14 protein-coding genes, 1 pseudogene and 2 CRISPR repeat arrays are annotated in these 11,672 nt (G+C 69.1%); of the genes and pseudogenes, 13 read left to right on the top strand and 2 right to left on the bottom strand.

Annotation, left to right across the window (positions count from 1 at the left end; genetic code table 11):
* The first annotated feature begins 5 nt into the window (after positions 1-5).
* The 8 genes and pseudogenes from ACN28F_RS27300 to tnpC all read left to right on the top strand — a co-directional run bounded on the left by ACN28F_RS27300 (position 6) and on the right by tnpC (position 5,156).
* Entirely contained in the window at positions 6-200 is a 195-nt protein-coding gene (locus ACN28F_RS27300) for a DUF397 domain-containing protein (RefSeq protein WP_281550643.1), read from the top strand.
* Positions 201-415: 215 nt separating this feature from the next.
* Positions 416-571, top strand: a pseudogene (locus tag ACN28F_RS27305) (DivIVA domain-containing protein); the annotation flags it as partial.
* A gap of 136 nt (positions 572-707) precedes the next feature.
* A complete protein-coding gene (locus ACN28F_RS27310; RefSeq protein WP_289210718.1) occupies positions 708-926 on the top strand; it encodes a hypothetical protein in 219 nt (72 codons plus the stop codon).
* Positions 926-1,105: a hypothetical protein gene (locus ACN28F_RS27315; protein ID WP_289210916.1), complete on the top strand. Its 180-nt coding sequence runs from the start codon at positions 926-928 to the stop codon at positions 1,103-1,105. The genes ACN28F_RS27310 and ACN28F_RS27315 overlap by 1 nt, the downstream gene beginning before the upstream one ends.
* A 106-nt stretch (positions 1,106-1,211) precedes the next feature.
* Entirely contained in the window at positions 1,212-1,340 is a 129-nt protein-coding gene (locus ACN28F_RS27320; protein ID WP_289210719.1) for a hypothetical protein, read from the top strand.
* Positions 1,341-1,696: 356 nt separating this feature from the next.
* Positions 1,697-1,936: a hypothetical protein gene (locus ACN28F_RS27325; RefSeq protein ID WP_289210720.1), complete on the top strand. Its 240-nt coding sequence runs from the start codon at positions 1,697-1,699 to the stop codon at positions 1,934-1,936.
* Positions 1,936-2,220: a hypothetical protein gene (locus ACN28F_RS27330; protein WP_289210721.1), complete on the top strand. Its 285-nt coding sequence runs from the start codon at positions 1,936-1,938 to the stop codon at positions 2,218-2,220. The genes ACN28F_RS27325 and ACN28F_RS27330 overlap by 1 nt, the downstream gene beginning before the upstream one ends.
* A gap of 213 nt (positions 2,221-2,433) precedes the next feature.
* Positions 2,434-3,187: direct repeats of the CRISPR family, unit length 36 nt; unit sequence GTTTCAATCCGGCGCGGTTTTCGTGTGTCCGGGGAC.
* Between the two features lie 481 nt (positions 3,188-3,668).
* Positions 3,669-5,156, top strand: a complete 1,488-nt coding sequence (tnpC, locus tag ACN28F_RS27335; protein ID WP_289210722.1) for an IS66 family transposase — start codon at positions 3,669-3,671, stop codon at positions 5,154-5,156.
* Between the two features lie 336 nt (positions 5,157-5,492).
* Here tnpC and ACN28F_RS27340 read toward each other — a convergent pair whose 3' ends face one another.
* Positions 5,493-5,699 carry a helix-turn-helix transcriptional regulator gene (locus ACN28F_RS27340; RefSeq protein WP_233605958.1) on the bottom strand — a complete coding sequence of 69 codons (207 nt, stop codon included), beginning with the start codon at positions 5,697-5,699 and terminating at the stop codon, positions 5,493-5,495.
* Positions 5,700-5,836: 137 nt separating this feature from the next.
* Between ACN28F_RS27340 and ACN28F_RS27345 the strand changes: the two genes are divergently transcribed.
* From ACN28F_RS27345 to ACN28F_RS27360, 4 genes are all read left to right on the top strand, one after another.
* The gene (locus ACN28F_RS27345) at positions 5,837-6,118 is read left to right on the top strand and encodes a DivIVA domain-containing protein (RefSeq protein WP_233605957.1); all 282 of its coding nucleotides are present in this window, start codon (positions 5,837-5,839) and stop codon (positions 6,116-6,118) included.
* Positions 6,119-6,231: 113 nt separating this feature from the next.
* Entirely contained in the window at positions 6,232-6,480 is a 249-nt protein-coding gene (locus ACN28F_RS27350) for a hypothetical protein (RefSeq protein WP_289210723.1), read from the top strand.
* Positions 6,477-6,668 (top strand): hypothetical protein, encoded by a 192-nt coding sequence (locus ACN28F_RS27355; RefSeq protein WP_289210724.1) that lies wholly within the window; start codon positions 6,477-6,479, stop codon positions 6,666-6,668. Before ACN28F_RS27350 ends, ACN28F_RS27355 begins: the two co-directional genes overlap by 4 nt.
* A gap of 266 nt (positions 6,669-6,934) precedes the next feature.
* Positions 6,935-7,063, top strand: a complete 129-nt coding sequence (locus ACN28F_RS27360; RefSeq protein WP_289210725.1) for a hypothetical protein — start codon at positions 6,935-6,937, stop codon at positions 7,061-7,063.
* 52 nt (positions 7,064-7,115) lie between these two features.
* Positions 7,116-7,653: a CRISPR direct-repeat array (repeat unit 36 nt; unit sequence GTTTCAATCCGGCGCGGTTTTCGTGTGTCCGGGGAC).
* 325 nt (positions 7,654-7,978) lie between these two features.
* Here the strand turns inward: ACN28F_RS27360 and ACN28F_RS27365 are convergent.
* The gene (locus ACN28F_RS27365) at positions 7,979-9,106 is read right to left on the bottom strand and encodes an SAVED domain-containing protein (RefSeq protein WP_289210726.1); all 1,128 of its coding nucleotides are present in this window, start codon (positions 9,104-9,106) and stop codon (positions 7,979-7,981) included.
* A gap of 155 nt (positions 9,107-9,261) precedes the next feature.
* Between ACN28F_RS27365 and ACN28F_RS27370 the strand changes: the two genes are divergently transcribed.
* Complete coding sequence (locus ACN28F_RS27370) at positions 9,262-11,655, top strand: hypothetical protein (protein WP_421360344.1); 2,394 nt, start codon at positions 9,262-9,264, stop codon at positions 11,653-11,655.
* Positions 11,656-11,672 lie beyond the last annotated feature (17 nt).

Raw genomic sequence — 11,672 nt, forward strand, 5'->3', positions numbered from 1 at the left:
AGAGCATGAGCAGCTTTCCAGCCACAGGTTGGCGCAAGTCCACGCGGTCCGGCGGCGACGACAACTGCGTGGAGGTGAACGTCACGGATGCTCGGGTGGGCGTCCGGGACAGCAAGGCGGGTCCGGCGGGTCCGGTCCTTGATTTCAGCCGTACGTCGTTTGCCTCATTGATCCACAGTCTGCGTGCCGGGCGGGGGTGAACTGCGCTAACGCAGCTGACTGAGGCCACACCGAGCGGTGTCCGGGTTCCCGGGCACCGCTTTCGTCTGTCCGGGTGGGGGAGACGGTGGTGGATGCCTCTTGCGTCGGGTGTCCGCCGGATGCATCCTGTAACGGTGTCGACGCTGGAACATTCCACAGATGCGACACAGTTTCGCGGTCTGCTGCCGTCTCGTCCGCGAGACGTGGTCGGTAGGTGGCGGTTGCGGTGACGGCGGAGAGCGGCGCGACAGCCGGGCAGGCCGAGTCGTGGCGGGTCAGGGCGGTCCGGTTCGGCCGGCGGTGGCGCGGGTTGGACCCGCAGGAGGTGTACGCGTACCTGCACCAGGTCGCCGATGAGCTGGATCGGCTGGCCGGATCCGTCGGTGGGCAGCGCCGGTCAAGGGCGCTACCCACCGAATCGGGGGCGGTGGTGAGCGTCGAATGCTGCCCCGTCTGGGTGCGCTTCGGCTCGCCCACGTCCCAGGTCCAGTTTGGAGGAGGCTCGGATGACTCTGCATCGTCCCGTACGTCCGACCTGGATGTGCGCTGGTTGCGGCTTGCCGTGGCCGTGTCAGACGTGGCGGCGGGAGCTGCTGGCCGAGTACGCGGGCACGGTGGTGTCGCTGTCGGTGTACATGGCGGCGTGCCTGCTGGACGCGATGGCGGACCTGCCCGACTACCGGTGCGGCTATTTGTACTCGCGGTTCATCGGGTGGTGGCGCTGATGTCGGTCATCCGGCCCGGGGACGAGGACATGCACTTCGAGGACGGCTCGCACCGCTGGTACCCGTTCGACCCGGACGACCAGGACCAGCAGGCGTGGGAGGAGCGGGTGCGCGAACACCAGCGGCAGCACCGTGAGGAGAACCCGCCCCGGCGGCGGTGGCGGCGACGGTCGATCTGATCGCCGGGCTGAGCGCCAATGCCCTTGTTGAGCTGGGGTCGGGCCGCTGGCGGCAACCACCGGTCCGACCCTACCCCCGCACTGCTACGAGAGAAGGCAGACGATCATGGACATCTGCGCGTTGACCAGCGCCGCGTTACTCGGTTTCCTGGCCGGGCTGTTCTCGTTCCGGGTCAAGAGCCGCTGGTGCCCCAAATGCGGCGAACTCACCACCACTCCACCGCCGCCGTACTGACGTCCTCGCACCGACTCCCTGCTGATGGCCAGTGCAGCGGGGGTCGTGGCTGCCTGGCTGGTGGCCGAGTGGGAGTCGACCTGACCGATCCACATAGGAAGTACGAAGAGGATTACTACACGCTTATCCAGGAGGGAAACGTGACCGGGAACCAAGGCCCCGCCAGCAGACACCATCTGCACCCGTACGTCAGGGTCAACTCGGGTCCGACGCCGGATCGGCCGCCGTTGCCGCGACGGACGCCGGGGCAGACGGACATCGAGCGTGATCCGCGCTTCCGGTTGATGGCCGATCGTGGGGTGGCGGCACCTGACGGTGACCCGCAGGGGACGCCCTTGGACGGTGTGGCGGCGGCCATGCGGAACCGGCCGGACGTCGATGTGTTGGACCGTGCGCGGGAGGCGGTCGCCGTGCACATGCCGAGTCGGTTGGCCGAGTGCCGGGTGTGTGACGTGGCGGCGTTCTGTCCGCCGTTCACCAGCGCGTTGGCGCTGCTGGATCGCTGGGATCAGGTCAAGGCGCGTCGGGTGCGGGCGGTGTTGCAGTACGCCGGGTTGTGGCCGGACGGGTACGTGCACGACGGGCGGGACGACTGATGATCGACCGCGATCTGATCCGGGTGGGCGACACGCTGCATCTCGGCAAGGCCGACTGGGTGTTCGGCGACCGGTCGATGACGGTCCGGGTCTCCGACATCCGGTACGGCCTGGACGACGCCGACTCCCCGGTGGTCGGGATCCTGGCGACGATCACGTTGGCGGGGAGGGACGGACGGATGGCCGCGATCGGCGTCTACAAGTCAGCGCTGACCCGCCCCGGTGTGGTGCAGCGCCGGCGGCCGCCCAACGGCGTCGACTTCCCGGCCACCGAGCAGCCGTAGACACCGGGGCGCGTAACCGCCGTAGCCCTGGTGGGCGATTGGGCACCGGGTACCCGACGGGCGGTGACGCCCCCCCCACGTCCGCCTCCGGGCACACGGACGACCGCTCGGCCCAGTGCCCTACCGCCGTCTACACGGTCACCCCACCGCCACCGCGCTGACACTCAGCTCTGAAGTCGATTCGGGTCCTCTCATCCCTGACGTTTTTGGCTGATTTCATTCAGGCGCGGTTTTCGTGTGTCCGGGGACACGAGGATCTCCGCAGCTTCGGCGGGGATGTGGACGACGTTTCAATCCGGCGCGGTTTTCGTGTGTCCGGGGACCAGGTTCGCCTCCGACGCGGGCTGGCGACAGGCCCATGGTTCAATCCGGCGCGGTTTTCGTGTGTCCGGGGACACTGGAAGGACGACGGCAAGCGTCCGCTCATCGAGGTTTCAATCCGGCGCGGTTTTCGTGTGTCCGGGGACACTATGAACACTCAGAACTAGTGAGGGTTCTGAGGGTTTCAATCCGGCGCGGTTTTCGTGTGTCCGGGGACAGCTATGCGCAGCCGTCGGGGGCTCCCTTGGCGGCTGTTTCAATCCGGCGCGGTTTTCGTGTGTCCGGGGACTTTCCATCACTAGTGGAGCTCCACCACCACCCAAAGTTTCAATCCGGCGCGGTTTTCGTGTGTCCGGGGACCAACAGGATATACGGCTACTACGCGGAGCTCTTGGAAGGTTTCAATCCGGCGCGGTTTTCGTGTGTCCGGGGACTTTTTTTGCTGGTCAGCCCCCCCTCGCCAGTTGTGGTTTCAATCCGGCGCGGTTTTCGTGTGTCCGGGGACTGAGAGAGGGAAGGAGGTGAAAAATGGCCGAGAGTTTCAATCCGGCGCGGTTTTCGTGTGTCCGGGGACTTATTTCGTGAACCCCCATGATCGGGCATGTTCTTCGTTTCAATCCGGCGCGGTTTTCGTGTGTCCGGGGACCGTGTCCGAAATGTCGGGCGGTCTGAGCTGGGCAAACAGGTGGCTCGGAGGGCAACCTCATGATCATCATGATCTTGGTGGTGGCTCGGATGATCTCTGTAAGGTGGGTTTCCGCAGCTCGGCCGCACTTTGGGATCTTTCCGCCAACCTCCCCGGATCCCGGGCGTGTCGGAGGTTGCCGCAATCGACATTTCGTCGCAACTCCGGCACCTAATCTTGCGTACATCGATGGCTTGTCCGTCCTCGATGGAGGCTGTTGTGCCCGGCGTGGCTGTCTCACCTCCCGTCCGGTAATCGCCGACAGGCCGATGTGGAAATTGTCGCTCACCGGGTTGGCTCCGGCAAGAGGAAACGACTCGTCCTCGGGCAGCGGATCGTAAACATTCACGTCTTGCTGGCGGGTTTGCTGTTGGGTAGCGTGACTCGCCGGGCCGAGCTGGGGGTGGTTGCCGTCTCGGACCGATCGTGATCTTGTGCCCGGGTGGTTGATCCGGAGGCGCTGTCGCGGGACGAGCTGATCGCGGTGGTCCGTGATCAGGCCGCTCAGTTGGCGGATCAGACGGCCGAGGTGGAACGGCTACGTGCGGAGTTGGAGCAGATCAAGCGGTTGATCTCGCGGAACAGCCGAAACTCCTCGATGCCGCCCTTGACCGATGATCTGCCTGGCCGGTCGGGTAGGAGCAAGCCCGCCGGCGGTGGGCGCTCGGGCGGGAAGAAGCCGGGGCGAGGTAGACAGCCCGGTGCGCCGGGATCGTATCTGCCCTGGTTGGACGAGGCCGACGTCCGGGTGGTTGACCAGCGTCCGTGCGGGCCGTGCGAGTGCGGGACGGACCTGGCGGGGGCTGTCGACGAGGGGGTGGTGTCGGCCAGTCAGGTCACCGACGTGCCGCTGGTCACCGCGTCGACGGTGGAGTACCGGCAGTACCGGGTCCGGTGCGGCTGCGGCCGGAAGCACGTCGCCGCCCCGCCGAAGCAGGCGGGGGTGGGTAACACCCGGGTGTACGGGGCGAACCTGCGCGCTCTCGCCGTGTACCTGCTGATCGTGCAGCACGTGCCGGTCGAGCGGTGCGTGCGGCTGATCGCCGATCTGGCCGGCACCCGCGTGTCGGCCGGGTTCGTCCACAAGGTCCTCGCCGCCGTCGCGGCGGCGGTGACCGACATCGTCACGATGATCAAGGCGTTGATCACCCTGGCCGAGGTGGTCCATTTCGACGAGACCACGATCCGGGCGGGTGCCGCGGGCCGCAACGGGTACGTATGGTCCGCGTCGACCGGCCGGTACACCCTGTACGCGCTGGCTGAGCGTCGCAGCGGCGAACAGTTCCGCACCATCGGGATCGGGCCGGCGTTCACCGGGGTCGCCGTGCACGACCGGTACACCGTCTACGACCAGGCCGGCAACTTCGCCGACGGGGTGCGGCACCAACTGTGCCGCGCACATCTGCTCCGCGATCTCGAAGACGCGGCCGAGACCTACCCCGACCACGTCTGGCCGGTCCAGTGCCAGCGGGCGCTACGCGGCCTGATCCACGCCGCGAACCTCGCCCGCGCCGCCGGACAGGCCGAGATCGACCCCGCCGTGCGTGACCCGCTGGTCCGCGAGTTCCGCGACGGCGTGATCGTCGGCCGTAAGGACGTCCCCCGCGTCGGCGGCCCCCGCGACAGGCAGCCGCCCGGCCGCAACCTACTCGAGGATCTCCACCACCGCCACGACGACGTCCTGCGGTTCTGCTACGACACCACCATTCCGCCGACGAACAACCTCGCCGAGCGTGACCTACGGCCGAACAAGACCCAGCAGAAGATCTCCGGCCGGCTCACCAGCGAGAAAGCCACCCGCGACCGGCTGACCATCCGCAGCTACCTATCCACTGCGGTCAAACACGGCGTCAACGCCATGACCGCACTCCGCGACGCCGTCACAGGGAACCCCTGGATGCCGCAGACCGCCCACATCCTCCAGGGCTGACCCCGCGCCCTCACAAGAGGTGAATGTTTACCATCGGGCGTGATCCGCGTTTCCGGTTGCTGGCCGCCCGTGGGGTGGCGGCGGCACCTGACAAAGACCCGCAGCGGACGCCCTTGGACGGTGTGGCGGCGGCGATGCGGAACCGGCCGGACGCGGATGTGCTGGCCCAGGCGCGGGAGACCGTTGCCGGGCACATGCCGAGTCGGTTGGCCGAGTGCCGAGCGTGTGACGTGCCGGCGCGCGCCGTCGACAGGTTACGACCTACATGGAAGGACGTAGATCAGTACATCGCCCGAGCCGGCCGGGTCCGCGCTGCCGACTCGGAGGGCGGAAAGGCTACTCGTCGGCGTCCGGGCGCGGCGGCCGGTTGTGCTTCGCCCACTCGGTGATCTCGGCAGCGAGGTACACCTTCATGCCGCGTAGCTCCTGGTAGGGCTTCGGAAAGCCGGGTCGGCGAGCGATCTGTTGGAACCGCTGTCGAGACACGCCGAGGTACTCGGCGATCTCGTACGGACCCATCAACTCGCCCGGTCCTCCGGTCATGAGCCGAACGGTAGGCATCTTCGGGTCTACCCAATCGGGCCTACCCTATTGACTACTCCTGCAAGTGTGGCTCATGATTCGCGTGTGCCAGCAGGGATCGGGAGACGCGGGATCGGGGTTGCGCAGTGTTCGAGGGCGTGAGGCATCAGGTCGAACCGCACCAGGTCAGGGCGGTCCGGTTCGGGTCGCGGTGGCGTGGGCTGGACCCCGACGAGGTGTACGTCTATCTGGGGCTTCTCGCCGACGAGCTGGATCGGCTGGTCCGACAGAGCGATGCCGCTCGGACCGAGTCCGAACGGCTCCGGGAAGGACTGCGGCAGTGGCGGCAACGGCACATCGGCTGCCGGTTTGACGACCCGCCGCCGGCATCGGGTGATCCGGAGCCCGGTCGGCAAGCCCGGAACGGGGGTCGGTGGTGAACGGCGGAGTTCGCTGGACGATCCGCGTACCCACCCCTGGCCAGACAAGGCGGCCCCGAGCGGCGCGGACACGCCAACCCGGGGCCTTGATCGGACACGGGAGGTCCGACCCGATGAACAGTTTCCCCGCCCCACCAGACGAACCCGCACCCGCCCGGCTGATGGCGCTCTACCCGCCCGGTAAGAGCCCTGTCATCGACCGCGTGGAGAACGCGCTCCGGGCGTTCGAGGCCATCGACCGACCCAGCGCCGAACGTCTGCTGTCCATGTGGGCACACACGCCGGAGCTGTCTCGCCGGGAGCGGGCCGCCGTGCTCGCCCGGTTCGATCCCACCGGTTCGAGTGGAGGGCGTACGTCGTGACGATCCTGGTGATCGGCCCGCGTGAGCTGCCGAAGACGGACACGGTGGAGGTGTGGTGTGACGCGGGTTCCGGCGGGACGGGGCAGCGCGTCATGGTCTCCGTGAAGCTGCTGACCCTCTCCGAGCGCGACCGTGGGGAGGGCCGGGCGGCGCTGTACGAGTACGAGTCGTACTACTGCCGGGAGTGACCGAACCCGGGTAATTCTGGCCGGGCGTTCCGCCGTCCGTGTGGGTGAGGTGGCCGGAACTGGTTCGGGCGGTTACGTCGTACGGCGCCCCGGCTTCATGGCCGGTCACTGGTGCCCAACGCCTACGCCGACGGGCGTCGTACGGCCGGGCGCGCTCCGGGCCTTCCATTCCGCTTGGGCGACCGGGCGGACCTCGGGGGTCGGGCCGGTGGCGGCAACCACCGACCCGATCCCACCATCCTCATCCGTAGAGAAGGCAGAGGATCATGGGCATCTGCGCGTTGACGAGCGCCGCGTTGCTCGGCTTCCTGGCCGGCCTGTTCTCTTTCCGGGTCAAGATCCGCTGGTGCCCCAAGTGTGGCGAGCTGACCACCACTCCACCACCGCCACGCTGATACCCAGCCTCAAATTCGACTTGGGGCTTCTCGGCCGTGACGTTTGAAACGGCTTTCAATTCGGCGCGGTTTTCGTGTGTCCGGGGACAACACCTCTGGGTGTTCTGGGGTGACACGGTCGCGGGGGCGTTTCAATCCGGTGCGGTTTTCGTGTGTCCGGGGACCGGAGCCTGGCAAGCGCCTGCACACCATCGCCTTGTTTCAATCCGGCGCGGTTTTCGTGTGTCCGGGGACGGGTAGATAGGCAGGTCAGCAAGTTTGTCGGACCGACGTTTCAATCCGGCGCGGTTTTCGTGTGTCCGGGGACGGTCACCGCAATCTGTGGGGACCGAACGGTCCCCCGGTTTCAATCCGGCGCGGTTTTCGTGTGTCCGGGGACCCGCTATCGGCGGCACTGTTGTCGGTAGAGGTACGGTTTCAATCCGGCGCGGTTTTCGTGTGTCCGGGGACCCGGACCCCTAAGGAGGGGCCATGCGTTACTACAGTTTCAATCCGGCGCGGTTTTCGTGTGTCCGGGGACGCTTTGCTGCGCCGTCGTACCGGCGATCTGGCTTGTTTCAATCCGGCGCGGTTTTCGTGTGTCCGGGGACCGTGTCCGAAATGTCGGGCGGTCTGAGCTGGGCAAACGTGCTGCTCCGAGGGCAACCTCATGATCGTCATGATCTCGGTGTCGGCTCAGATGATCTCTGTGAGGTGGGTTTGCGCAGCTCGGGCGTACTTTGGGATCTTTCCGCCAACCTCCCCCGGATCCCGGGCGTGTCGGAGGTTGTCGCAATCGACATTTCGCCGCAACTCCGGCACTTAATCTTGCGTACATCGATGGCTTGTCCGTCCTCGATGGATGCTGCAGTGCCCGGCGTGGCTGTCTCACCTCCCGTCCGGTAGTCGTCGACAGGCCGATGTGGAAATTGTCGCTCACCGGGTCGGCTCCGGCAAGGGAAACGGTTGGTACGAGTGGGTCTCCCGGTCGAACGAAAAGACCGTCCACCGCCCCGGATCCGGTGCCGCCAGGCGGGCACCCAACGCCAGCGAGATCGCCACCGAGCCGCTGAGGAACACCGCATACCGGCCGGTGCGGGCGGCACTCGGCAACGCGGCGGCCAGCCACTCCCGGCGGGCCTGCTCCACCACACCCGTATAAGTGGGCGCGTCCTCGGTCAGCAACGAACCCGCGCTGCGCAGCACCAGCAGGTGACCGATGCCGTGCTGTCGGCAGGTCTCCCGTACCGGATCGGCGAACTGGTGCCCGAAGCCTTGCAGATCCAGCGCGAGCGCCGCCCGCGACGGATCCCCGCCCGCCACGACCTCCAGGCTCGCCGACAGCGGAGCCGCCGTCGACTCGGTGGCCCGCAACGCCGTCGCCGCGAAATACGGGGGAGAGCCGTCGGCCTGGCGGACGGCGTGGACCCGCACCTCACGCGAATGGGTGTGACCCAGCCGGGCCCCGAACCAGAACGCCAGATGCAGCGGCATCGTCGGGATCAGATTGACCCGGGTCGCCTCCGGCGTCAGCCGCTGCGCCAGCATCAACGCGTTGAACGTCTCATCCGCCAGCTCCTCGACCCGAGACTTGTCCACCGCCGGATCGCCCGACAAGGTGACCGCCGTCGCCACCGTCACCGCACACGTCGACCGGCTGAACTCCTCGGCCTGCTGCTCGTACTGCCGGGCCCTGGCCAGCCCGCGCCCGACGTCGCGCGCGGTCACCACGATCCCCACCTGCACCTGCCGGTGCGCCCGCTCCCGCAGCCCGAACCCGGCCACCAGCAGCGCCACCCCGGCCACGCAGCCCACCACGAACCACCACCGGCCGGCCGCCTCACCGACCATCACCGACTTGGCCGCCTCGACACCGAACCCGCCGGCCAGCGCGCCGCCGACCGCCACCGCCGCCGTCCCGTCCGACAACGCCGCCCGCAGCCCGCCCGCCCAGCCGCCCCGGTCACCGCCCGACCCGCCACCGGCCCGGCCCGCCCGGCCGCCACCACCGGTGGCCGAGCCGAACACCGTCAACCGTGGCCCGTCCCAGCGATCGTCCGTCACGGTGCCATCTTCGGCGCAGAGTCTGCCACTGTGGAATCAGCTGCCGGGACACGCCGACGATCAGATTTCCGACACGGCGGGACGGGTCGCTGACTCGCTGGTAACGTCGGCCGGCTCGACGTCATCATCGGAAAGTGATCGGGATAGGACGGACCGTGTTCCCTCGCACTGTCTACCTGCTACACGCCGTCGGCCACGCTGACCTGGGCGTACCCCCGCCGGACAAGACCGGCGCCGCCGAGCTGCTCGCCCGGCTCGGCCACCTGTCACCCGAGGACGACCGCGCCGCGGAGATTCTGCTGCTGCGTCTCCCGGCGCAGACCACCGGCGACACCGCGCCGCTCGCCGCCGCGCTCGCCGCACTGGGGACCGACCCCAACGCGGTCGACCCGGGCACGGACATCGTCGCCGTACACCTGGTGCTGGTCAGCACCGCGCAGGTCCGCCCGATCGCCGCCGCGATCTCCGACGCCGTCGACCACCGGCCCGACCTGTACGGCGGTCACGTCGCCGCCGTCACGATCGCCGAAGCCGACAGCCTTGACGAAGTCGACGTCGCCGACGCCGTCGGCCGCGTTCTCGACACCCGCGCCGACACCGCCACCGACCGGGCGTACGTCGTCTGGGGCAGCGGCGCCACCCAGTCCGCCCTCGGCGCGCTCGACGCCGTGATCGTCTCCGGGATGCCCTGGTCGTTGATCCGCATCGGGCCGACCGCCGCGCCCCGGCACGCCGTCTACGACCCGACCGCCAATCTTCCCGTCGACCCGGTCGTGCCGCTGCTGCGCCGCTGGCGCTACCACGATTTGCTGCGCGACCTCGCCGATGCCGGCCAGCTCAGCCTCACCGCCGACCAGCGGCGGATCATCGACGTCGAAGCCGACCAGTACGGTCGGGCCCACACCGCGCCGACCGCCGACCGGGTCCGCGCAGCGATGGCCGCCGCGTTGATGCGCGGCGACGGCAGCAGCGGATTCGCCGTCCGGGTCTACGTCGTCTACCGCTACCAGGAGCTACGCGAGCACGACGGGAGCACTCTCGACCTGCTCGACTGGGCACGGCGGCGTAACGGGCGGCGGATCGCGACCCTCGGGCAGATGTTGCGGACCATTCGCGAGGAACAGCAGGACCCCGACGTGCTCGCCGCGAAAGCCGCCGCCAGCGGCCAGTGGCTCACCTCCCCGGTCGTGGAGCAGCTCAACGAGATGGGCAAAGCCAGCGCCCACGAACTCGCGCCGCCGCAGCCGGCGATGCTCGCCGCGCTGCGTGAGCATCTCGCCGCGTACGACGCCACCCGCCCCGACGCCCCGCCGGCCCCGCCCGGACTCGGACCGGTGACCCTGGCACCCGGCGACACCGTCTGCTACCTCACCGTCCTCGGTGACCCGCCCCGCGACGGCAGCCCGTTCATCGTCGAACAGGTCGCGGCGGCCGCCGTCGACCGCGACCGGCGCAACGACCTCGACCCGGCGGTCCGCACCTACCTGGGAGTGCCGGCCGGCCACCCGGTGCCGGTGCGCGCCATCGTGCTCGGCACCGCGTCACGCACCTACCCGTACGCAGAGGCGGTCGCCGGCCGGCTGCAGGCCGCCGGGCACCCCGCCGTCGCCGCCCCGGTCGCCGACGTGGGCACCGCCGCCGACGACCCGGCAGCCTTCACCGAACAGGCCGCCGCCGAGCTGCTGGCGCGGCACCTCGGCGAGGACATCGGGGCGATCGTGCTGATCCCCACCGGCCCGAAGGAACACGTGCTGACGGTGCTCGCCGCCGCGCAACGGGCCGCCGCCGCCCGGGGCATCCCGCTGTTCCTGCGGCAACTCGTCACCAGCGACCGGGACGTGCTCACCGCCGGCACCCACCGGCTGCCGCTGCGCTTCGGCACCGACCAGGCCATCCTCACCGCCGCCGGCCACGCGCTGGACATCGCCGAACTCGACACCGCCGCCCGGCTGCTCGGCACCCTCGCCGGGGGAGCGCCGCTGAGCGCCCGCGCGTTGGGTCTGTCCGACGCGCTGCGCTGCGCCAGGGCGCGGCTGCGCAGCTGGCCGGCGCAGATCCAGGCGACAGCCACCGCCACCGAGGACTGCACCATCCGGATGATCGCCGAACGGATCGACGTGTGGGCTGCGCTGCCCGGCGTCGACACCGACACCGCCACCGGGATGCGGGCCGTCGTCGGCGCCTGCGCCAGCTTCGAACACTCCCTGGACAACGATCAGCTCAAGGCCGGGGTCCGGCAGAAACTGCTGCGGCCGATGTTCGAGGTCCGCAACCGGCTGACGATCACCCACGGCGGTGGTCCGTTCGACAACCGCGCCCTGGCCGAGCTGGTGCGGCAGCGGACCGGCGGAACGCAGCACACCGTCAGCGGTCTGCTCACCGAGATGGCCGGCGCGGTCCGGGACGTCCTCGGTGACCGGCCCGGCGACGGCCCCCAGCTGGTCGACCTGCTCGACGGGCTGCGTGCCGACGTACGGCGGCTGCGCGACGCCGAACAGGCCCGCCGGTCGCGCGACGCCGCCCAGTCAGGACGGGCCGGGCTCCGGTAGCGGGACCTCCACCGGAG

It is taken from the genome of Solwaraspora sp. WMMA2101, from assembly GCF_049179175.1.
In the GTDB taxonomy this organism is placed as follows: domain Bacteria; phylum Actinomycetota; class Actinomycetes; order Mycobacteriales; family Micromonosporaceae; genus Micromonospora_E.

What these genes read in the sequence shown, in the direction of transcription:
- ACN28F_RS27330 (WP_289210721.1), top strand. Translation starts at nt 1,936, where the DNA reads ATGATCGACCGCGATCTGATCCGGGTGGGCGACACGCTGCATCTCGGC.
- ACN28F_RS27310 (WP_289210718.1), top strand. Translation starts at nt 708, where the DNA reads ATGACTCTGCATCGTCCCGTACGTCCGACCTGGATGTGCGCTGGTTGC.
- ACN28F_RS27360 (WP_289210725.1), top strand. Translation starts at nt 6,935, where the DNA reads ATGGGCATCTGCGCGTTGACGAGCGCCGCGTTGCTCGGCTTCCTGGCC.
- ACN28F_RS27300 (WP_281550643.1), top strand. Translation starts at nt 6, where the DNA reads ATGAGCAGCTTTCCAGCCACAGGTTGGCGCAAGTCCACGCGGTCCGGC.
- ACN28F_RS27350 (WP_289210723.1), top strand. Translation starts at nt 6,232, where the DNA reads ATGAACAGTTTCCCCGCCCCACCAGACGAACCCGCACCCGCCCGGCTG.
- ACN28F_RS27340 (WP_233605958.1), bottom strand. Translation starts at nt 5,699, where the DNA reads ATGACCGGAGGACCGGGCGAGTTGATGGGTCCGTACGAGATCGCCGAG.
- ACN28F_RS27320 (WP_289210719.1), top strand. Translation starts at nt 1,212, where the DNA reads ATGGACATCTGCGCGTTGACCAGCGCCGCGTTACTCGGTTTCCTGGCC.
- ACN28F_RS27325 (WP_289210720.1), top strand. Translation starts at nt 1,697, where the DNA reads ATGCGGAACCGGCCGGACGTCGATGTGTTGGACCGTGCGCGGGAGGCG.
- ACN28F_RS27315 (WP_289210916.1), top strand. Translation starts at nt 926, where the DNA reads ATGTCGGTCATCCGGCCCGGGGACGAGGACATGCACTTCGAGGACGGC.